The sequence below is a fragment of the Hylemonella sp. P2_B10 genome (assembly GCF_056404875.1).
This window is the reverse complement of record NZ_JBFUDE010000003.1, coordinates 740620-760344: the sequence shown is the minus strand read 5'-3', so window position 1 is coordinate 760344 and position 19725 is coordinate 740620. Positions and strand designations below refer to the sequence as shown.

15 protein-coding genes and 1 tRNA gene are annotated in these 19725 nt (G+C 66.0%); 8 read left to right on the top strand and 8 right to left on the bottom strand.

What is annotated here, in order from left to right:
- Window positions 1–2250, bottom strand: a complete 2250-nt coding sequence (locus AC1DX2_RS15910) for a TonB-dependent receptor plug domain-containing protein (protein WP_477197330.1) — start codon at window positions 2248–2250, stop codon at window positions 1–3.
- 284 nt (window positions 2251–2534) lie between these two features.
- Entirely contained in the window at window positions 2535–3200 is a 666-nt protein-coding gene (locus AC1DX2_RS15905) for a c-type cytochrome (protein ID WP_477197329.1), read from the bottom strand.
- A 98-nt stretch (window positions 3201–3298) separates the two neighbouring features.
- On the opposite strand from AC1DX2_RS15905, the gene AC1DX2_RS15900 reads away from it, so the two are divergent.
- From AC1DX2_RS15900 to AC1DX2_RS15870, 7 genes are all read left to right on the top strand, one after another.
- Window positions 3299–4153: an AAA family ATPase gene (locus AC1DX2_RS15900; RefSeq protein ID WP_477197328.1), complete on the top strand. Its 855-nt coding sequence runs from the start codon at window positions 3299–3301 to the stop codon at window positions 4151–4153.
- A gap of 15 nt (window positions 4154–4168) precedes the next feature.
- The gene (locus AC1DX2_RS15895) at window positions 4169–4390 is read left to right on the top strand and encodes a hypothetical protein (RefSeq protein WP_477197327.1); all 222 of its coding nucleotides are present in this window, start codon (window positions 4169–4171) and stop codon (window positions 4388–4390) included.
- 3 nt (window positions 4391–4393) lie between these two features.
- Window positions 4394–4993, top strand: coding sequence for a GNAT family N-acetyltransferase (locus AC1DX2_RS15890; RefSeq protein ID WP_477197326.1), 600 nt, complete (start codon window positions 4394–4396; stop codon window positions 4991–4993).
- 25 nt (window positions 4994–5018) lie between these two features.
- Window positions 5019–6233: a vWA domain-containing protein gene (locus AC1DX2_RS15885; RefSeq protein WP_477197325.1), complete on the top strand. Its 1215-nt coding sequence runs from the start codon at window positions 5019–5021 to the stop codon at window positions 6231–6233.
- Window positions 6234–6238: 5 nt separating this feature from the next.
- A complete protein-coding gene (locus AC1DX2_RS15880) occupies window positions 6239–8086 on the top strand; it encodes an autotransporter assembly complex protein TamA (RefSeq protein WP_477197324.1) in 1848 nt (615 codons plus the stop codon).
- The gene (locus tag AC1DX2_RS15875) at window positions 8086–12072 is read left to right on the top strand and encodes a translocation/assembly module TamB domain-containing protein (RefSeq protein ID WP_477197323.1); all 3987 of its coding nucleotides are present in this window, start codon (window positions 8086–8088) and stop codon (window positions 12070–12072) included. The genes AC1DX2_RS15880 and AC1DX2_RS15875 overlap by 1 nt, the downstream gene beginning before the upstream one ends.
- Window positions 12073–12122: 50 nt before the next feature.
- Window positions 12123–12197, top strand: a tRNA-Arg gene (locus tag AC1DX2_RS15870).
- On the opposite strand, the gene AC1DX2_RS15865 is transcribed toward AC1DX2_RS15870, so the two are convergent.
- On the bottom strand, window positions 12164–13159 hold the full coding sequence (locus tag AC1DX2_RS15865; protein ID WP_477197322.1) for a patatin-like phospholipase family protein: 996 nt from the start codon (window positions 13157–13159) through the stop codon (window positions 12164–12166). The two genes, AC1DX2_RS15870 and AC1DX2_RS15865, sit on opposite strands and share 34 nt — an antisense overlap.
- On the bottom strand, window positions 13156–13896 hold the full coding sequence (locus AC1DX2_RS15860) for an SDR family oxidoreductase (RefSeq protein ID WP_477197704.1): 741 nt from the start codon (window positions 13894–13896) through the stop codon (window positions 13156–13158). Before AC1DX2_RS15860 ends, AC1DX2_RS15865 begins: the two co-directional genes overlap by 4 nt.
- Before the next feature lie 103 nt (window positions 13897–13999).
- Here AC1DX2_RS15860 and AC1DX2_RS15855 point away from each other — a divergent pair, with 103 nt between their 5' ends.
- Complete coding sequence (locus AC1DX2_RS15855; RefSeq protein WP_477197321.1) at window positions 14000–14911, top strand: AraC family transcriptional regulator; 912 nt, start codon at window positions 14000–14002, stop codon at window positions 14909–14911.
- 11 nt (window positions 14912–14922) lie between these two features.
- Here AC1DX2_RS15855 and AC1DX2_RS15850 read toward each other — a convergent pair whose 3' ends face one another.
- Genes AC1DX2_RS15850 through AC1DX2_RS15835 form a run of 4 tightly spaced genes read right to left on the bottom strand, consistent with a single transcriptional unit; the run spans window position 14923 to window position 19685 of the window.
- Entirely contained in the window at window positions 14923–15645 is a 723-nt protein-coding gene (locus tag AC1DX2_RS15850; RefSeq protein ID WP_477197320.1) for a glycoside hydrolase family 11 protein, read from the bottom strand.
- Window positions 15646–15658: 13 nt separating this feature from the next.
- Window positions 15659–16654: a TRAP transporter substrate-binding protein gene (locus AC1DX2_RS15845; RefSeq protein WP_477197319.1), complete on the bottom strand. Its 996-nt coding sequence runs from the start codon at window positions 16652–16654 to the stop codon at window positions 15659–15661.
- Between the two features lie 4 nt (window positions 16655–16658).
- Entirely contained in the window at window positions 16659–18263 is a 1605-nt protein-coding gene (locus AC1DX2_RS15840; RefSeq protein WP_477197318.1) for a glycoside hydrolase family 43 protein, read from the bottom strand.
- A gap of 39 nt (window positions 18264–18302) precedes the next feature.
- On the bottom strand, window positions 18303–19685 hold the full coding sequence (locus AC1DX2_RS15835; protein WP_477197317.1) for an enolase C-terminal domain-like protein: 1383 nt from the start codon (window positions 19683–19685) through the stop codon (window positions 18303–18305).
- Between the last annotated feature and the right edge of the window lie 40 nt (window positions 19686–19725).

The window sequence follows — 19725 nt, the reverse complement described above, 5'->3', positions numbered from 1 at the left end:
TCAGAGCTTCATTTCCAATCCGGCGTTGAAGTTGGTGCGGCCGCTGCGCTGGGTGTTGCTGCCGTAGCCGCTGCCCACCAACGTCTGCGACCAGGTGTCCACTGGCGCCAGGTTGTTGGCCGCCAGGCGCATGGACAGCGTGCGGCTGAAGGTCCACTGCGCGTACACATCCAGCCCGCGCGAGCGGCTGGCTTCCAGTGTCTGAGAAGCGGTCTGCTGCGTCAGGTAGCCGGGGGTGTAGGTCATGGTGCCGCCTATCAGCAGCGGCATGCCGGTGAAGCGGTGGTCAAAACCAAACGTGCCCTGCCAGGGCTGCTGGCTGTCCAACCGGTTGTTCGGGCCGGGCAGCGCTTCCACATTGGAGCGGTAGAAATTCAGCGACGCGCGCAGGTTCAGGCCCAGCTTGGGGTCAAACAGCGAAGGCATCAGCTCGCCAGCGCGGCCCTTGACCTCCAGCTCCAGCCCGCCGGTCTGCGCGCTGGAGAAGTTGGTGGGCGAGGAGACCCAACGCGGCGCCGTGGCGTAGGCTACGTTTTGCAGGCTGGTGACGCTGCGTATCAGGTTGTTCACATGGCGGTAGAACATGCCAATGCTGAACATGCCACCGCCCGGCAGGTATTTCTCATAGGCGGCGTCCAGCCCGGTGGCCAGTTCGGGCTGCAGGTTGGGGTTGCCAATGCGGTCGGGCGACAGCTCGGTGTTGCTCTTGCTGGTGTCGGTGAACAAACCGCTCAGCGACGGCCGCGCCATGATGGTGCCCAGGTCAGGCGCCTTGTAGCTGCGCGTCAGGCTGGCGCGTATCAGGTCGCGGCCGGCCGAGTCCAGCTTGTAGGTGACATGCCACAAGGGAGTCACCACGCTGCTGGTGTTGTCCACGTTCAGGTCCACCCCCAGGCTGCGCGACTGGATGCGCTCACCACGCAGGCCCAGGTAAGTGGACCACTGCTTGTTGATCTCCCACTCGTCCTGCACGAACAGCGCGCTGCGGTCGATGCGGGCGGTGAAGGGCTGGCCTTCCACACCCGGCAACTGCGGCACGCCCAGCTCGGTGACGGTGCGTTTTTCGTCACGGCGGCGCCACTCCAGGTCCCAGCCCACGGTGAGGCTGTGTTGCTCATTGAGCAACTGGGTGAACTTGCCGGCTTGCGTCAGGTTGATGTCGCCGTTGTCCTGGTAGGCATGGCGCTGCGGGTTGCCGTTGCGGAAAGTCTGGTTGTTGAACGTGCCCTTGGACGAACCCACGCCGGCCTTGATCTCGATGCGGCGCTCGGCGCTCAGGTAATTGGTCCATTGCAGGTTGAAGCGCACGTTCTGCCAGGTGCCATGGGCCTCGGCGGGATCTTCCAGGCTGGGCTGGCCAGCCTGGATGGTGTTGGCATAGTCGCTGTCCACATTCCAGTTGCCGCGCTGCAGGAAGCCTTGCAGCGACACGGTCTCGTCGTCGCTGACCTTCCAGGTCAGGCGCGGTGACGAGTTGAAGCCGTGGCCCCAGAAGTTCTGCTCGACACGCTGCACGACGTCGGAAAACTGACCGTCCACCCCCGGCATGAAGCGGTGGTTGGCGAATTCGTTCATGCCGCGCCACTGGAACAGCGACACCGGCAGCAACACCGACAGCGCGCCGTACTTCTCGCCATAGGTGAAGTTGCCCTGGAAGGTGGGCCGCTCGGCGTTGTAGCCCACGCCGATGCGCAGGTCGCGCTGCGACTGCTTGGGCGCTTCCTTCATGATGATGTTGATGGTGCCTGCCACCGCCTGCGCGCTCTGGTCGGCGGTGGGGCCCTTGGTGATCTCGATGCGCTCGATCTGCGACGGGCTCAGCTGGTCCAGCGCGAAGCCGGGGGGCGCCGGGTCGCCGTTGATCAGCAGCAGCGTGTAGCCCGAGCCCAGCCCACGCATGCGCGGCGAGTTGCCAGCCATGGTGACGCCAGGCAGGCGCTTCATCACGTCGGCCACGTTGGTGTCGCCGTACTTGTCCAGTTCCTCACGGCCATAGACCTGCTTGGCCACCTGCGAGCGGCGGCGCAGGTCGGTGTCGTTCTGACGGCCGATGATCTCAACCCGGTCCAGGTTGTTGCGTGCCGGGCGGGCTCCGGAGTCTCCCAACACAGGGCCGGCGGCGTCCTGCGCCTGGGCGGCACCGGCAGCCAGCGCCACCAGCGCCAGGGCGATGGCCGTGGGGCGCAGCCTCAGCGTGGGACGCGTGGTGCGGGAGCGGCCGACAGGGCCAAAAGCGAGGGTGGAGAACATGCGAGTCAATTCTTTCTGGCTGTTGTAGGGGCGGGCCATGCCCAAAAATCCACTTCAAAGGGGTGTGCCATGCACACCCCGGACGCTACCTTAAACACCACACACGACCCTGTCATGTGCTTTTCGACGAAACGTCAGAAAACGCCGGTGACTGACGAATCCGGGGGCGTGAACGGATTGCGGCGAAAAAAAAGCCACTCCGGGGAGTGGCTTGTCCAACGTTCTTCTTCAACCTCCCTGGCATATTGCCATGGGGAGGGGAAAAAGTTCCCGTCAGCAGCTTTTCAACGGAATTTGGCTTGCGGGACGATGTGCATCTCGGTAGGCAATGAATGCACGTAGTTGGCCAGTTCCTTCAACTCGGCGTTGGAGAACTGCTTGGCCACGCCACCCATGACGCCGTTGGAGCGGCCCACTTGCGGGTTGTTGTCGACCTTGTAGGCCTTCAGGGCCACGAACAGGTAGTCGGCATGCTGGCCGGCTATCTTGGGATAGCTGGGGTCTATGGGCTTGCTGAAGCTGGCACCGTGGCAGGACACGCAGGCGCCCTTTTTCACCAGTTCGGCGGCCTTGCCGGTGGCTTCCGGAGCGGCGGCCAGCTCGGCAGCGCCGGCGGGGTGGCCATGGGACTCGTAGTAGGCGGCCAGGTCAGCCATGTCCTGGTCGCTCAGCGAATCGGCAATGCCGCGCATGGTAGGGTGCTTGCGGTCGCCTTTTTTGTAGGCGTTCAGCGCGGCAACGATGTATTTGGCGCCCTGGCCGGAGATCATGGGCACCTTGTAGACCTCGGGGAAGCTGGCCTGGTAACCCTTGATGCCGTGGCAGCCTATGCACATGGCGTTTTTCTTCTCGCCGGCCTTGGCATCACCCTTGACATCCTGGGCATGGGCGGCGCCAGCCGTCACGCAAGCGACAACAAGGGCGGAGATGGACAACAGCAGTTTGTTCATTTTGCGAGGACAATCAACCCGTGATTGGTATAAATCAACCGTTGATTATATCGGCGCCCAACCCCCCGGCCCCGGCCACACCCGAACCCACGCTCAACATGAAATTCCAAGGTACCCAGAACTACGTGGCGACGCAGGACCTGATGCTGTCCGTGAACGCCTCCATCACGCTGAAACGGCCGCTGCTGGTCAAGGGCGAACCCGGCACCGGCAAGACCATGCTGGCCGAGGAAGTGGCCCAGTCGCTGGGCCTGCCGCTGCTGCAGTGGCACATCAAATCCACCACCAAGGCGCAGCAGGGCCTGTACGAGTACGACGCCGTCAGCCGGCTGCGGGATTCGCAATTGTCCGACATTGACGGCGGCGAGCGCGTCAAGGACATCCACAACTACATCGTCAAGGGCGTGCTGTGGCAGGCCTTCACCGCCGAACAGCCGGTGGCGCTGCTGATCGACGAGATCGACAAGGCCGACATCGAGTTTCCCAACGACCTGTTGCGCGAAATCGACCGCATGGAGTTCTATTGCTACGAGACCCGCGAGCTGATCAAGGCGAAGCACCGCCCGCTGGTGTTCATCACCTCCAACAACGAGAAGGAGCTGCCCGACGCCTTCCTGCGCCGCTGCTTCTTCCACTACATCAAGTTTCCCGACGCAGAAACGATGAAGTCCATTGTGGACGTTCACTTCCCCAACCTGAAGAAGGAGCTGCTGACGGCGGCGATGAAGACCTTCTACGACGTGCGCAACCTGCCCGGCCTGAAGAAAAAGCCCTCCACCAGCGAGCTGCTGGACTGGCTGAAGCTGCTGGTGGCCGAGGACATCCCGCTGGAGACGCTGCACAGCAAGGACGACAAGGTGGCCGTGCCGCCGCTGGTGGGCGCGCTGCTGAAGAATGAACAAGACGTGACGCTGTTCGAAAAACTGGTGTTCATGCAACGCCACAACCGTTGAGCCGGGAAAACTGCCATGGACAAAGCACTGATCGAAGGCCTGACCGACGCCGCCGGTTTCGTTGGCGGCGGCCTGCTGGGCCTGTGGCTGACCCATGCATTGGGCGTGGACCCGTTCGCCGCCGGCTACAGCAATGCCAGCATGGTCGGCATCCTGCTGATGGGCCTGTGCAGCGGCGCGGGGGTGTTCGTGGCCCGGCGCCTGCGCGCCGTGTTGCAGAAGAAAGAAGGAAGCTGAGCGATGACGGGTTTCGTGCAACCGGTGGTGTTGAGCGCGCGCGGCGTGCAATTGGTGCCGTTGGGCTTGGAGCACGAGGCCGGGCTGGCCGAAGCCGCCGCTGATGGCGAGCTGTGGAACCTGCGCATCACCTCGGTGCCCGAGCCAGGCCAGACCCGCAAGTACATCGCCGACGCGCTGGCCATGCGCGAGGCCGGCAACCGCTTTGCCTTTGCGGTGCTGGACGAGGCCAGCGGCACCGTGCTGGGCAGCAGCAGCTACCACGACATCATTCCGGCCGTGAAGCGGGTGGAAATTGGCTACACCTGGTATGCCAAGCGCTGCCAGCGCACCCATGTCAACACCACGTGCAAGCTGCTGTTGATGACGCATGCCTTCGAGACGCTGGGCAGCCCGGTGGTGGGCTGGCGCACCGACAACTTCAACTACGCGTCCCAAAAGGCCATCGAGCGCCTGGGCGCCAAGAAGGACGGCGTGATTCGCAGCCACGCGCTGCGCCGCGACGGCACGGTCCGTGACACCGTGATGTACAGCGTGACGGCAGGCGAATGGCCGGAAATCAAGGCGCAACTGCTGTATTTGCTGGACAAACCCCGGGCCTGAGGCCCAGGACACCCAGGAGACCCCCATGCTGATCGACTTCTTCTATACGCTGCGTTCGGCCAAGCTGCCGGTGTCGGTGAAGGAATACCTGGTGCTGCTGGAAGCGCTGAAGGAAGGCGTGGTCGGCCCCAACACCGAGCCCAGTGCCGACGGCGAAGCCACCAGTGGCTACAAGATCGACGATTTCTACTACCTCAGCCGCACCGCGTTGGTGAAGGACGAGAAGCACTACGACAAGTTCGACCGCGCCTTTGCCGCCTATTTCAAGGGCGTGGAGATGATCGCCGACTTCACCAAGGACGTGCCACTGGAGTGGCTGCGCAAGAACCTGGAACTGGAGCTCAGCCCCGAGGAAAAAGCCAAGATCGACAAGATGGGCTGGGACGAGCTGATGGAAACGCTGAAAAAGCGTTTCGAAGAGCAGAAGGAACGGCACGAAGGCGGCAGCAAGTGGATTGGCACCGGCGGCACCTCGCCCTTTGGCGCCAACGGCTTCAACCCGCAGGGCATACGCATTGGCCAGGAGAAGAGCCGCAACAAGAGCGCGGTGAAGGTGTGGGACCAACGCGCCTACAAGGACTACGACGACTCGCAGGAACTGGGCACGCGCAACATCAAGATCGCGCTGCGCCGGCTGCGCAAGTTCGCCCGCGAAGGCCACGAGGAAGAGCTGGACCTGGACGACACCATCCGGTCCACGGCCGCCAACGCCGGCTACCTGGACATCAAGATGGTGCCCGAGCGCCACAACAACGTGAAGGTGCTGCTGCTGATGGACGTGGGCGGCACCATGGACGAGCACATTGCCCGCGTGGAAGAGCTGTTCTCGGCCACCAAGACCGAGTTCAAGCACATGGAGTTCTATTACTTCCACAACTGCGTGTACGACTTCATGTGGAAGAACAACCGCCGCCGCTTCAGCGAAAAGTTTGCCACCTGGGACATCATCCGCAAGTACAACAAGGACTACAAGCTGGTCTTCGTCGGCGACGCCACCATGAGCCCCTACGAGATCTTGCAGCCCGGCGGCAGCGTGGAATACAACAACGAAGAGGCCGGTGCCGAGTGGTTGCAAAGGCTTACCAATGCGTTTCCCAAGTTCGTCTGGATCAATCCCGAGCCGCAAGGCGTGTGGCAATACCGCCAGAGCATCAGCGTGGTGCAACAGCTGATGAACCAGCGCATGTACCCCTTGACTATCAAGGGACTTGAGGAGGCCATGCGCCTGCTGTCAAAATAGGCCGCATGACATGGCGCTCGGGGAGTAGGCTGGCCCACCTGCTGGGCGCGTTGGTGGTATGTGCGTTGGCCCTCGGCTTGGCCCCGGCACGGGCACAAATTGCCGCCCCTGGCGCCTCTGCGGCGCCCGACGCCTTCAAGCTCGAAATCCAGGCCCCCGACAATGTGCGCCCCTACCTGGAGCGCCACCTGGACTTGCAGCGCTACAGCGCGGTGACCGACCTGGACAGCAACGAGCTGGCCCGCCTGCTGACGGTGGCCGAGCACGACACACGCGAGCTGCTGGGCACGCTGGGCTATTTTTCACCCGAGGTCACGTTCAGCCAGCGCGACACGCCCAACAATCCCGGGGCGCTGCGCCTCGTCACCGGCGTCATCCGCCCCGGCGAGCCCACCCGCATCAGCGAGGTGGTCATCAATTTTTCCGGCCCCATCTCCAGCGATGCCGCGCTGGAGCCGCAACGCCGCGCCATACGCAATGGCTGGCGACTGCGCACCGGCATGGTGTTCACCCAGGCGGCCTGGGACGAGTCCAAGACCGAGGCGCTGCGCCTGCTGACCATCAAACACTTCCCCAAGGGCCAGGTGCTGCTGAGCCGGGCCGAGGTAGACCCACTGGCACGCACCGCCGTGCTCACCGTCACACTGGACAGCGGACCGGTCTACAGGCTGGGTGCCTTGCAGATCACCGGCCTGCAGAACTACAGCCCCACTGCAGTGGCGCGCATCGCACGCCTGCAGCCCGGCGCCGACTACGACCAGACCGAGATGCTGCAAGCCCAGCAGCGGCTGTCCGACAGCGGTTACTTCGACGCCGCCTTCGTCACGCTGGACACCGAAGGCGATCCCAAGAGCGCCCCGGTGCTGGTGCAACTGCGCGAGGCGCGGCGGCAGAAGATCGTGCTGGGCGTGGGCGCCAGCACCGACAGCGGGCCGCGCGTGTCGGTGGAGCACACGCACCGCCAGTTGCCTTGGCTGGGCTGGTCCGCCTTGAGCAAACTCTCACTGGACCGTGCCACGCAATCCCTGGGTACCGAGCTGCGCGCGCCGCTGGACGACGACAACTGGCGCTGGGTCACCTCTGCGCTGGCGCAGCGCGAAACCGCCGGCAGCTTCAAGCTGCTGAGCCAGCGCTTGCGCTGGGGCCGCAGCCAGAGCGACGACAAGTACGACCGCGCCTACTACCTGCAGTACGAGCGCGCCAACACCACCGAGCCCGGCGTGCCGGACGCCAGCGCGCTCAGCGTCAACTACGCCTGGACCAACCGGCGTTTCGACAGCATGCCCTTCCCCGCCAGCGGCCACGGCCTGAGCATCGAGCTGGGCGGCGGCAGCACGTTGGGCAGCGACCGCCAGCCGTTCGTGCGCGCACGCGGCCGTTGGCTGGGTTTTTACCCCTTGGCCAAGGGGGATGACAGCTCGCCCGACGCTTTCAAGCCCGGCCGCCTGGCGCTGCGGCTGGAAGCCGGCGCCGTGCTGGCCCGCGAAGACGCCAACCTGCCCGACACGCAACTGTTTCTGGCCGGTGGCGACGCCTCGGTGCGTGGCTACGCTTTCAACAGCATTGGCACCACCGGGGCCACCGGGCTGGTGTCCGCCGGCCGCTACCTGGCGGTGGGCAGCCTGGAGTGGCAACGGCCGATCAAGATCAACAACGACTACAGCCAGTGGGAGCAGACCGTGTTCATCGACGCCGGCGCCGTGGCCGACGAGGTGCGGCAACTGCACACCAAGGTCGGCATCGGCACCGGTGTGCGTTGGAAGAGCCCGGTGGGCCCGCTGCAGATGGACGTGGCCTATGGCGTGGCCGAGCGGCGCTTTCGCCTGCACTTGAGCGTGGGGTTCAGCTTCTGATGGCCGCAAGCGACGACACGCCCACCGCCGCCGCAGCCCTGCCCAAGCGCCGGCGCCGCTGGCTGCGCTGGCTGGCCTGGCTGCTGGGCACACCGCTGTTGCTGATCGCTCTGTTTTTGATAGCGGTGTTGCTGTGGGTCAACAGCGACACCTCCCTGGCCACCGTGATGGCACGCGCCAACGGCTACCTGCCCGAAGGTTATGTGCTGCAGGCCGAAGGCGTGCGCGGCTCGCTGCGCCAGGGCGGCCACATCGACCATTTGCGCTACGACGCCAAGGGCCTGGTAGTGGACGCGCACCAGGTGGAGCTGGCCTGGCGCCCCGCCGCGCTGCTGGACCGCCTGCTGCAACTGGACCAGGTGAAGGTGCAGCAACTCACCATCACCGACCAACGCGCCCCCAACAGCGACGTGCTGAACGAGCTGGTGCTGCCGCTGACGATGGACATCTCCTTCAGCGTGGCGCAGTTGCAATGGCAAGGCCCGCCGCTGCTGCAAGCCAGCCAACTGGCCGGCCGCTACCAATACACCGGCCAGCAGCACAAGCTGCGGCTGGACAGCGCCCGCTACGCCGCCGGCCAGTACCACGGCACAGCCACGCTGGGTGCGCACGCGCCCATGGCGCTGGACGCCCAGTTGCAGGCGCAGTTGACGGCGCAGGTACCCGGCAGCGCGGCATCCTGGCCGCTGACGGCCCAGGCCAGCGCCAAGGGCCCGCTGGCTGGTAAGGCGGCTGAACTGGTGGTGCAGGCGCAGTTGCAAACAGCGCCACCCACAAGTCCGGCTGCATCGCAGCCTGCAAAAGCCGCATCAGGCTCTACGTCCGCAAAGCCTGCGCAAGCCAGGGCGAGCCCCCAGACAGCACTTCAATGGCTGCAAGCCACACTCACGGCCCGCATCCAGCCCTGGGCCATGCAGCCCCTGGTGCAAGCCCAGGCGCAGTTCGAGCAGTTCGACCTCGCGCTGGTGTGGCCGCAGGCCCCGCACACCCGCCTGTCCGGTACGGTGCAGGTGCAGCCCCAGCCGCAGCAGGCCTGGGCTGCACAGGCCGACCTGCGCAACACGCTGGCCGGCGCCTGGGACCAGGGCCGCCTGCCGGTGGACAGCCTGCAGGCGCGCGCGCTGTACCAGGCCGAGGCGTGGAACATCGAAACACTGACCGCCAGCATGGCCGGTGGCCAGGTGCAACTGACGGGCCGCGTGCAAGACCTGCTGTGGACTGGCCAGGCCAAGCTGCGCAACATCGACCCGCACGCACTGCACACCAAGCTGGCCCAGGCGCGGGTGGACGGCAGCGCCAGTGCCCACAGCACTGCGAAGAGCGCCAGCGCGGTAGAGTTTGAAGCGCAACTGCAACCAGCGGCACAGCAGCCCGCCACCTCGGCCCTGCAAGGCCTGCGCCTGAAGAGCGCCAGCGCCCAGGGCAGCTACAGCGCCGGCACCCTGAACCTGCGCACCCTGAACCTGCAAACCACCGACGCCACACTGCAAGGTCAGCTGGCGCTGCAAACCAGCGGCCCGCTGAGCGTGCAGGGGGCGCTGCAGCTCACGGCGCCTGGCACCAGTGCGTCCGCCAAAGGCAAACTCGCTGCGGCGGATGGCGGCGGCGACCTGTCGCTGACGGTGGCCAACGCCGCACTGGCCCAGCGCTGGCTGGCCACGCTGCCCGGCATGCCCGTCACCGTCACCCGCACACCGCTGCAAGGCCAGGGCACCCTGACCGCGCAGTGGCAAGGCGGCTGGCAGCAGGGCACTGGTGGGCGCAGCAGCGGCACACCCGCCAGCGTGCAAGCCACGCTGAATTGGCCCACGCTGGACTGGGGTGGAGACGCCAGCAGCGCGACGCACCTGCGCGAGCTGAAAGCCCAACTGTCCGGCACGCTGGCCGCGCTGCAGCTGAGCGCCAGCACCCAGGCCGAGACGCCGACCGGCAAATTCAGCCTGCGCACGCAGCTCAGCGGCGGGCGCGAAGCCCAGGGCAGCAACTGGCAAGGCCGGCTGCAAGCCCTCGCGCTGCAAGCGCAAGACAAGCAGCAAGGCGGCAACGCCTGGAACGCCCAACTGCGCGCGCCGGTGGACTGGCGCTACACACCCACCCCCAGCGGCGCCAGCTTTGCCGCCCAAGCCGGTGAACTGCTGCTGACCGGCCCACGCCCCGGCAGCGCCACGCTGGCCTGGTCGCCCGCGCAATGGCGGCGCGACGGCGCGCAAACCACGCTGCAAAGCAAGGGCCAGCTCAAGGCCCTGCCGCTGCCCTGGCTGGAACTGCTGGGCAACACGCCGCTGGCCAACATGGGCCTGCGCGGCGACGTGCTGCTGGATGGCGACTGGGACCTGACGCTGGCCGACAAGCTGCAACTGCAAGCCACGCTGGCCCGCCGCAGCGGCGACATCAGGCTGCAAACCGACGACAGCGCCGCCGCCCGTGCCGGCGCCGACAGCAGCATCAGCGCCGGCATACGCGAAGCCCGCATCAGCCTGAGCGTGCAAAACGATGCCGTGCAGCTGAAGGCCAACTGGGACAGCGAACGCGCCGGCACGGCCCAGGCCGACATCAGCACCCGCGTGGCCTCCAGCGACGGCCAATGGACCTGGCCCCTTGACGCGCCGCTGAGCGGCAACCTGCGCGCCGCGCTGCCCAAGGTGGGCGTGTGGTCGGTGCTGGCGCCGCCGGGCTGGCGCATACGCGGCACGCTGGATGCCGCGCTGACGGTGCAGGGCACGCGTGAGAACCCGCAGTGGCGCGGCACGCTGAACGCCGACGATCTGGCGCTGCGCGCCGTGGTCCAGGGCATCGAGTTGAGCAACGGAAAGCTGCGCAGCCGCCTGAACGGCCAACGGCTGGAGCTGGAAGAGTTCAGCCTGCAAGGCGCCAACAGCGGCGTCAACGCTGGCAAGGGTGGGCAACTCAACTTGAGCGGCTTTGCCCAGTGGCAGGCACCAGCCCAGGGCGCCGCGCCGGGCGCTAGCCTGTTGTCCAACATCCGCATCGCGCTGGACGCCAATGCCCAGGCGCTGCGCGTCACCACCCGCGCCGACCAGCGGCTGGCGCTGTCCGGCAAGTTGCAGGCCAGTCTGGCCGACAACAAGCTGCAGGTGCGCGGCGGCCTGAAGGCCGACGAGGCCTTGTTCATCCTGCCCAGCGAGAACACCCCCAGCCTGGGCGACGACGTGGTGGTGCGCGGCACCCCCACCACTGCCGCCGGCAAAGCCACCGCCGACCCCACCCCCGCGCCCAAGGCCGCGCCCGCCACGCTGAGCAGCGACGTGCAGATCACGCTGGACCTGGGCCCCAACTTCCAGGTGCAGGGCCGGGGCCTGAGCACCCGCCTGGCCGGCACGCTGACGCTGGCCGATGCCGCCGTGCCCGGCACCCCCAGCAACCCCACGCTGCGCGGCGAGGTGCGCACCGAGCGCGGCACCTACAAGGCCTACGGCCAGCAGCTGGACATTGAAGAAGGCGTGCTGCGCTTCACCGGCACGTATTACAACCCCACGCTGGACATCCTGGCCATACGCCCCAACATCACGCAGCGTGTGGGCGTGCAGATCACCGGCACCGTGCTGTCACCCAAGGTGCGGCTGTATGCCGAGCCCGACCTGCCGGAGGCCGAAAAACTGGCCTGGCTGGTGCTCGGCCGCAACGCCGCCAGCGGCGGCACCGAGGCCGTGGTGCTGCAACAGGCCGCGCTGGCGCTGCTGGGCGGCAACGGCAAGGGCCTGACCGGTGGCCTGGCCGAGGCCCTGGGCCTGGACGAGCTGAGTTTCCGTGGCTCCAGCACATTGGCCGACGGCACCACCAGCGCCGCCGCCGTCACGCTGGGCAAGCGCTTTTCACGCAATTTTTACGTCGCCTACGAGCGCAGCCTGGCCGGCACGCTGGGCACGTTCTACGTGTTCTACGACCTGTCCAAGCGCTTCACGCTGCGCGCACAGACCGGCGAGCAAAGCGGCGTGGACCTGATCTTCACGGTGCCTTACGATTGATACCGGTGGCCCGAAGACCCATGCCCGCCGCCTTACAATGCAGGCCTGCCGCCGCCGTAGTTCAATGGATAGAACGAGCGCCTCCTAAGCGCTAGATATGGGTTCGATTCCCGTCGGGGGCGCCAGCTCCCACCTTCACGCCCTGTTTTGGCAAGCCTCTGAGCAGCCACTGAGCATTCTGTTTCAGAGCACCCCAGGTCGCCGTGTAGCCGCTCATGATCGCATCGTACTGCTCCTGTTTCGCGGACATGCCGGCAATGGCGATGGACGGTGCGATCAGGATGTCGGCCTCGGCCATTTCGGGCGCCGCTATTTTGCAGGACTGGTCCCGCATGACGGATACAAACACCGTCGGCATGGACGTACCCGGTGAGCGCGGGGTGTTGCAGTAGATGTCCACGGCGATCACGATATCCGCCCCCATGGCCCGCGCAAAACGCACTGGTACCAGGCTGGCCACGCCGCCATCGATCAAATGCCCTCCCGCATAGGTGACCGGCACATTCACCCCCGGCACAGCGGCGGAGGCTTGCACCGCCCGGCCTGCGGAACCCCGGTCCAGCAGCACAGCTTGCCCGCTTGCAAGATCGGTTGCCACGGTGGCAAACCGGATCGGAAACTGCTCGATCGGCACGTCGGCGGTCAGCGTGTTGATCCAACCCGAGATGTTGTCGCCGCGCATCAGGCCACTGGCGCTGAGGGTCCAATCAATCAGTGCGCTCAGTTTGACCTCACGCGCGGCGTACTCGATCTGCGCCGGTGTCATGCCGCTGGCGAAGGCCGCGCCCACCACGGCGCCAGCCGAGGTACCGACGACGATGTCCGGGTGCAAGCCCGCCTCGTCCAGCGCCCGCAGCACCCCAATGTGCGCGAACCCCCGCAGCCCGCCACCGCCCAGCACCACGGCCAGTTTGGGGCGCCGGGTGTCGTCACCATCGCTGGCCGGGCTGGACTGCCGCACCTCATCCAGCGTGCGCGGCGACAAGGCATCCGCGCGATGCGCGGCGGTGCTTGCGCACCCGACCGCGAAAGCCACCAGGACAGTGCCGACTGACAGGCCGGCCAGCCTTTGCCAGATCTTGTTCATGATTGCGCCAGCCTGACCGCATCCGCGCCGGCGGGAAAGCGAAGCTGACCGGTCGTGTCGTGGGCCGCGCGCCAGACGGCCTCGGCAACGTCTGCAGGCTGCGTTACCGCGTCGACCTGGGTGAACTGCGCAAAGACCGACTGGGCATAGGCGCCGTAGGCCTCGGGGATCATGCCCGCCATGCGGGGACCGGCATTGGCCGAGAAGGCTGTGTCGGGGCAGTAGCCGGGCTCGACCAGCTTGACGCGCACGCCAAACGCGGCCATCTCATGGGCCAGTGAGCCGGTGAAGCCCTCGATGGCCTGCTTGCTGGCGGTGTACACCGCCACCAGCGGCATCGGCGCCAATGTCGCGCTGGAGGTCACGTTGACCACCACACCGGCGCGCTGGCTGCGAAACTGCGGCACCACGGCGCGCGTCATCGCCATCACGCCAAACGTGTTGGTCTCGAACACGTCGCGCATGGTCGCCATGGGCGTGGCCTCCAAGGCGCCAAACAGGCCGACGCCGGCGTTGTTCACCAGCACATCGATGGGGCCGGCGGCCTCCAGCGCGCTGGCGATGCTGGCGGGCTGCGTCACGTCCAGCGCCAGCACGCGCAGGTTCGGCGACGCGGGCAGCAGGTCTCGGCGGGGGGTTCGCATGGTGGCGATCACGCGCCAGCCTTGCGCCAGGAAGTGTCGTGCCGTGGCCAGGCCATAGCCAGAGGAACAGCCGGTGATCAGTACGGTTTTCATCATCATCATTTCTCCATCAGGTGTTGCGATGGGCTCAACGATAGACGTGAAGAACCGGATTATCTATAATCAAAAGTCGTTAAATAGTTATCATTGATCCAAAATGAAAGACCCACTGTCTGAAGTCATTTCCCTACTTCGCCCGCAGGCGGTTTTCTCCAAAGGCATCAGCGCAGCCGGCCCATGGGCTGTGCGGTACAACGCGTTCGGCAAGCCGGGGTTCTGTGCGGTGCTGCTGGGCGCCTGCACGCTGGCTGTCGATGGGCACGAGCCGATCGCGCTGCAGGCCGGTGACTTTGTACTGCTGCCGGCAACCCCTGGCTTCACGATGTCGGGGGCCGGAGGCGTGCCTGCACAGACCATCGATCCGAAGGCCCTGCCGGCACCGACCGATGAGGTGCGGCATGGCACCCCGGACGGTCCACCGGAGATGCGGATGCTGGGCGGCTACTTCGAATTCGGTTCACCGGATGCTGAGCTGCTTGTCTCGCTGCTGCCCGGCATCATCCATGTGCGGGACGCCGAACGGCTCGCGCTTCTGGTCAGGCAAGTTGGCGACGAGGCGACTTCCCAACGCCCGGGACGGGAGTTGGTGCTCATCCGCCTGGTGGAGATCTTGCTGATCGAGGCGCTTCGATCGGCTCCGGACACGACAGCACCCGCGGGCCTGCTGCGCGGACTGGCCGATGAGCGGCTGGCAGCAGCCCTCAGGCATATCCACAGCGCCCCGTCGCATGGCTGGACTGTGGCCGAGCTGGCTGGCAAGGCCGCGCTGTCCCGCTCCGCGTTCTTTGACCGCTTCTCGCGGGCGGTCGGGTTGGCGCCCATGGAGTACCTGACCGCCTGGCGCATGGCGCTGGCCAAGAACCTGCTGCGAACGCAGAACATCGCGCTGGCCGAGATCGCCGAACGGGTTGGCTACCAGTCCGCCAGCGCCTTCAGCACCGCGTTCAGCAAATACGTGGGCCAGCCCCCGGGGCGCTTTGCACGCAGCAGTGTGGCCGCCAGTGCTTGAGGCTTACGGCGTCACTCTTTCTTTGCAGGTTGACGGCTGCGGGGCTTCACGCTCTTGACCGTCATCTCGGCACTCCCACTGCTCTTGTAGCCCTCGGTTTCCAGGATCATGTAGTCAAACGTCTTGCCCAGGTGCAGCCCCAGTTTGGCCCAGGCGTCAAAGTGGTTCTTGGTTGTCACCACCCCTGCCGACCGCTTGGACGTGCGCACGCTCCAGTATTGGTAAAACGTCGCATTGCCCACGATGGACGGCTGGTTCTCGCGCAAGGTCTTGTAAATCTTGTAGGTGCCGCCGTCACTTTCCAAAGTGCCAATGGGCTCTGCGCCCGGGGGCTCCCATTCGCCATGGTTTTCGACGATGTAGTACTCCACCAGCGGCTTCTTCGTCCACCCATAAACCGCCAGGTAGCCATTGCTGCCGGCGTTGAAGCTGCCGGAGAACTCCACCACACGCGGCCCGCCGATCTTCCACCCCTTGCCGGCCGTGAAGTTGCCGGTATTGGTCCAGTTGACGGCATACTTGCCGCCCGCACCTAGCGCCATGGCCACGGTACCGGGTGAGTCGGTCCAGAACGAATAGAAGTAGCCGTCGTGGTAGCCCGTCTTGTTCGTCGAAATGGTCTGCGCGTGGCTGGTGCCGGCATACAACGCCAGGCCGCACAGGGCCGCAGCCAGCACCCACGCCTTGCAACACTGGCCGGCCTGGTCACTCAGGCGAACCCTCCAACCTGTCATGGGCTTGCCAGCCTCACTTGGCACTGGTGATCTCTTGCACCAGCGCCTTCATCTCTGGCGTGTTGGCATATTGCGCCCACACCGGTTTCTCGGCCTCGACGAAACCCTTGCGGTCAATGTCGCCGGCCGGCACGATCTTGGCGCCGGCCTTCAACACGGCGGCGCGGGCGTCCTTTTCCTTGGTTTCCCACAGCTTGGTGTAGTAGGGCACGGATTCCTTGGCGGCCTGGCGTATCGCGGCCTGCTGCTGGGGTGTCAGCGTCAGCCACACCTTCTTGGAGAACACCAGCACCTCGGGCAGCATCACGTGCTGGGTTTCGGAATAGAAGCCCGCCGACTCGTAGTGCCGCACCTCGTCGTACGACGGGATGTTGTTCTCCGCCCCATCCAGCAGCCCGGTCTTCAACCCGGTGTAGACCTCGGCAAACGGCATCGGCGTGGGCGAAGCGCCCAGCGCCTTCACCAGGTTGACCCACAGGTCCGACGGCTGCACGCGGATTTTCAAGCCCTTCATGTCGGCCACGCTCTTGATGGGCTTCTTGGCGTAGAACGAGCGCGCGCCGGCCTCGTACATCACCAGGCCGATGAAGCCCATCCTGTCGAACGCGGCCAAAATCTTGTCGCCCTGCGCGCCGTACATGGTGGCGCGGAAGTGCGCGATGTCGCGGAACAGGAAGGGCAGCGACGGGATCATGGACTCCGGCACGATGCCGTGAAACGCCGCGCTGCTGACACGCGCCATGTCCAGCGCACCGATCTTCACCTGCTCCACGGTGTCCTTCTCGGAGCCCAAGGCGCCGTCGGCGAACACCTTGATCTTGTCCTTGCCGCCGCTGGCCTTGTTCAACTGCTCGCCCATGTACTTGACGGCCAGCGTGGTCGGGTAGTCGCGCGCATGGGCGTCGGCCGAACGGTAGTCGCGCGCAGTGGCGCTGCCAGCTGCACAGGCCAGCAACACGGCGCTGCACAGGGCCAGCAGGCGTCGGGGCTTCAACGTGGAATGGTTCATGGTCTCACCCCGGCAGGTAGTTGAAGTAGGCATAGTCCGCCGGGCATCCAGCACCCGAGGTGTCAAAGGCCAGCATGCCCACAAAGGCGCCGGTGAACGAGGCGTGCGCACCGCGCCCGCCCTCGTCGGAGATCACGCTGGCGTCCATCACCGGGCCAATGTTGCGCCAGCCGTTGCCGTTGTCATACTGGAACTGCAGGCTGGCGCCGGTCACCGTGGCGGCCAGCTGCACTGGGCCATCACCCGGCAGCGGCACGGCGGGCATCAGCGGGAACTCCAGCCGGCCATCGGGCACATCGCCCAGGCAGCTCATCATGGTCAGCACCCGGCCCTGGGTTTCATGCCAAGTCACGGCCAGCAGGTGGAACTTCTGCCGGTTGTAGTAGTGCGTTAGCCCTGCCACCTGCTGGTAGGTGGTGGGGTTGAGCAGCACGCTGGTCTCGATGCGGAAGTTGAAGTCTTCCTGCCGCCGCGCCACCAGGCTTTGCTCGAACCAGCTGCCGGCCGACTCGCGGCCAAACAAGCGCAGCACGCTTCCGGTCAACGCGAACAGGCGCTCTGGCTTCGGCGTGCGCAGCCATTGGAAGTCCATGGGCAGTTCGCGGCAACCGTTGAAGTCGTGCCGCACGGCGGTGCGCGGCTTGGGTTGTACGCTGTTGTCGGGCGAAGGCACCTCGGCATGCGGCACCATGCCGCCGCCGTCCAGGTACAGCCAATCATCTGCTGCCCAGTAGCAGCGCTGCAGGCAGGTCTCGCGCCCCAGCGGCGAGCGCTGAATACCCGGCAGCGGCCGACCGGCCAGGTGGGTGTGGTAGACCTGCCCGTCGGGGGTTTCCACGATCTGGCCGTGACCGGCGCGCTGCAAGGGCGCGTCGGGTGCGTCCTTCGATGTGATCAGGTGCGTCTTCGGGTGCATCTCATACGGCCCCCACAGGCTGCGCGAACGCGCCATGGTCACCACGTGCTCGTAAGACGTGCCACCCTCGGCCGTGGTCAGGTAATACCAACCGTTGCGCTTGTGGATGTGCGGGCCTTCCACCAGGCCGTGGGCGCTGCCCTTGAACACGTTCTCCACCGGGCCGACCAGCTTGCCGGCCTTGGCGTCCCACTCCTGCATCAGGATGCCGTCGAACGCCGGGTGTTTGGGCTTGCCACCCACGGATTCGGTGCGGTGGTTCCACACCATGTTCATGAACCACTTGCGGCCATCGTCATCATGGAACAGCGAGGGATCGAAGCCGGACGAATTCACATACACCGGGTCGCTCCACGGGCCGGTGATGGCCGGGGCGGTGACGATGTAGTTGTGCGCGTCCTTGAAGTTGCCGTCAAAGCGCTTGACGTCGGTGTAGACCAGCCAGAACAAGCCGTCGGCAAACGACAGGCAAGGCGCCCAGATGCCGCAGGAGTCCGGGTTGCCGCGCATGTCCAGCTGGCTGGCGCGGGTCAGCGGGCGGTTCACCAGCGTCCAGTTCACCAGGTCTTTGGAATGGTGGATCTGCACGCCGGGGTACCACTCGAAGGTGGAGGTGGCGATGTAATAGTCCTCGCCCACGCGGCAGATGGACGGGTCGGGGTTGAAGCCGGGCAGTATCGGGTTGCGGATCATGTTCGGTCGGTCTCTGTGTCGTTGTGGATTGTGTCTCTGTCAGCCCCGGCCCAGGCTGGGCTGCTTGGGGTCGTACTGCCAGCCGGGCACCAGGTAGCGCATGGCGATGGCGTCATCCCGCGCGCCAGCGCCGACCTGCTTGTACAGCGCGTGCGCCGCTTCTATGCGCGCCATGTCGGGCTGCACGCCCAGGCCGGGGGCCTTGGGCACCGCCACTTGGCCACCCACGATGCGCGGCGGCTCCACGGTCAGCCGCTCATCACCCTCCTGCCAGATCCAGTGCGTGTCGATGGCGGTGATGCGCCCCGGCGCGGCAGCGGCAGCGTGTGTGAACATGGCCAGCGAGATGTCGAAGTGGTTGTTGGAGTGCGAGCCCCAGGTCAACCCCCAGTCATGGCACAGCTGGGCCAGGCGCACAGAGCCTTGCATGGTCCAGAAATGCGGGTCGGCCAGCGGGATGTCCACCGCGCCCAGCAGGTGCGAGTGCGCCATCTGCCGCCAGTCGGTGGCCACCATGTTGGTGGCGGTGCGGATGCCGGTGGCCCGACGGAACTCGGCCATCACCTCGCGGCCCGAGTAACCCTGCTCCGGCCCGCAAGGGTCTTCGGCATAGGCCAGGATGTGGCCCTGGCCCTGGCACAGGGCTATGGATTGCTTCAGCGACCAGGCGCCATTCGGGTCCAGCGTGACGCGGCTGTCGGGGAAGCGCGCCTTGATGGCCGCCACCGCCGCCATCTCGTCCTCGCCACGCATCACACCGCCCTTGAGCTTGAAATCCTTGAAGCCGTATGTGTCCACCGTGGCGGCGGCCTGCTCGGCAATCGCTTGCGGCGTCAAGGCCTCCTGGTGGCGCAGGCGGTACCAGCCGTGCTGCCCGGCGCCGTCCCGGTAGGGCAGGTCGGTGCGGCTGCGGTCACCCAGGTAGAACAGGTAGGCCAGCATGGGCACGGCGTCGCGCTGCTGGCCGCTGCCCAACAGCTCGCACAGCGGCAGGCCCAGGTGCTGGCCCAGCAGGTCGAGCAAGGCGGCCTCCACGGCGGTGATCACGTTGTCCAGCCGCAGGTTGATCTCGTGCGGCTGTTTCAGCACGGCAGCCTCGGCGGCCGACGTCACCTGGTGCTGCATGTCGCCGCCACCGCCGGTCAGGCTGGCACGCACCGCGTTCAGCGTGCGGTTGTAGCGGCCAATCTCGCTGCCCACCACCAGCGGCACCGCGTTGTTCAGCGCCCGCAGAATGCCATCACCCCCCGGCACTTCACCGACACCGGTGTTGCCGGCACTGTCCTTCAGGATGACGATGTTGCGGATGAAAAATGGCGCATGCGCGCCGCACAGGTTCAGCAACATGCCGTCGCGGCCGGCCACCGGGATCACCTGCATGCCGGTGACGCGCGGGCTGCCGCCGCGCTGATCCACCGTCATCGCGCCGCCCCTGGTTTACCCGCACTGTGGGGCTCAAATG

Coding starts and splice junctions, on each gene's coding strand:
- AC1DX2_RS15910 (WP_477197330.1), bottom strand. CDS start 2,250: ATGTTCTCCACCCTCGCTTTTGGCCCTGTCGGCCGCTCCCGCACCACG.
- AC1DX2_RS15905 (WP_477197329.1), bottom strand. CDS start 3,200: ATGAACAAACTGCTGTTGTCCATCTCCGCCCTTGTTGTCGCTTGCGTG.
- AC1DX2_RS15900 (WP_477197328.1), top strand. CDS start 3,299: ATGAAATTCCAAGGTACCCAGAACTACGTGGCGACGCAGGACCTGATG.
- AC1DX2_RS15895 (WP_477197327.1), top strand. CDS start 4,169: ATGGACAAAGCACTGATCGAAGGCCTGACCGACGCCGCCGGTTTCGTT.
- AC1DX2_RS15890 (WP_477197326.1), top strand. CDS start 4,394: ATGACGGGTTTCGTGCAACCGGTGGTGTTGAGCGCGCGCGGCGTGCAA.
- AC1DX2_RS15885 (WP_477197325.1), top strand. CDS start 5,019: ATGCTGATCGACTTCTTCTATACGCTGCGTTCGGCCAAGCTGCCGGTG.
- AC1DX2_RS15880 (WP_477197324.1), top strand. CDS start 6,239: ATGACATGGCGCTCGGGGAGTAGGCTGGCCCACCTGCTGGGCGCGTTG.
- AC1DX2_RS15875 (WP_477197323.1), top strand. CDS start 8,086: ATGGCCGCAAGCGACGACACGCCCACCGCCGCCGCAGCCCTGCCCAAG.
- AC1DX2_RS15865 (WP_477197322.1), bottom strand. CDS start 13,159: ATGAACAAGATCTGGCAAAGGCTGGCCGGCCTGTCAGTCGGCACTGTC.
- AC1DX2_RS15860 (WP_477197704.1), bottom strand. CDS start 13,896: ATGAAAACCGTACTGATCACCGGCTGTTCCTCTGGCTATGGCCTGGCC.
- AC1DX2_RS15855 (WP_477197321.1), top strand. CDS start 14,000: ATGAAAGACCCACTGTCTGAAGTCATTTCCCTACTTCGCCCGCAGGCG.
- AC1DX2_RS15850 (WP_477197320.1), bottom strand. CDS start 15,645: ATGACAGGTTGGAGGGTTCGCCTGAGTGACCAGGCCGGCCAGTGTTGC.
- AC1DX2_RS15845 (WP_477197319.1), bottom strand. CDS start 16,654: ATGAACCATTCCACGTTGAAGCCCCGACGCCTGCTGGCCCTGTGCAGC.
- AC1DX2_RS15840 (WP_477197318.1), bottom strand. CDS start 18,263: ATGATCCGCAACCCGATACTGCCCGGCTTCAACCCCGACCCGTCCATC.
- AC1DX2_RS15835 (WP_477197317.1), bottom strand. CDS start 19,685: ATGACGGTGGATCAGCGCGGCGGCAGCCCGCGCGTCACCGGCATGCAG.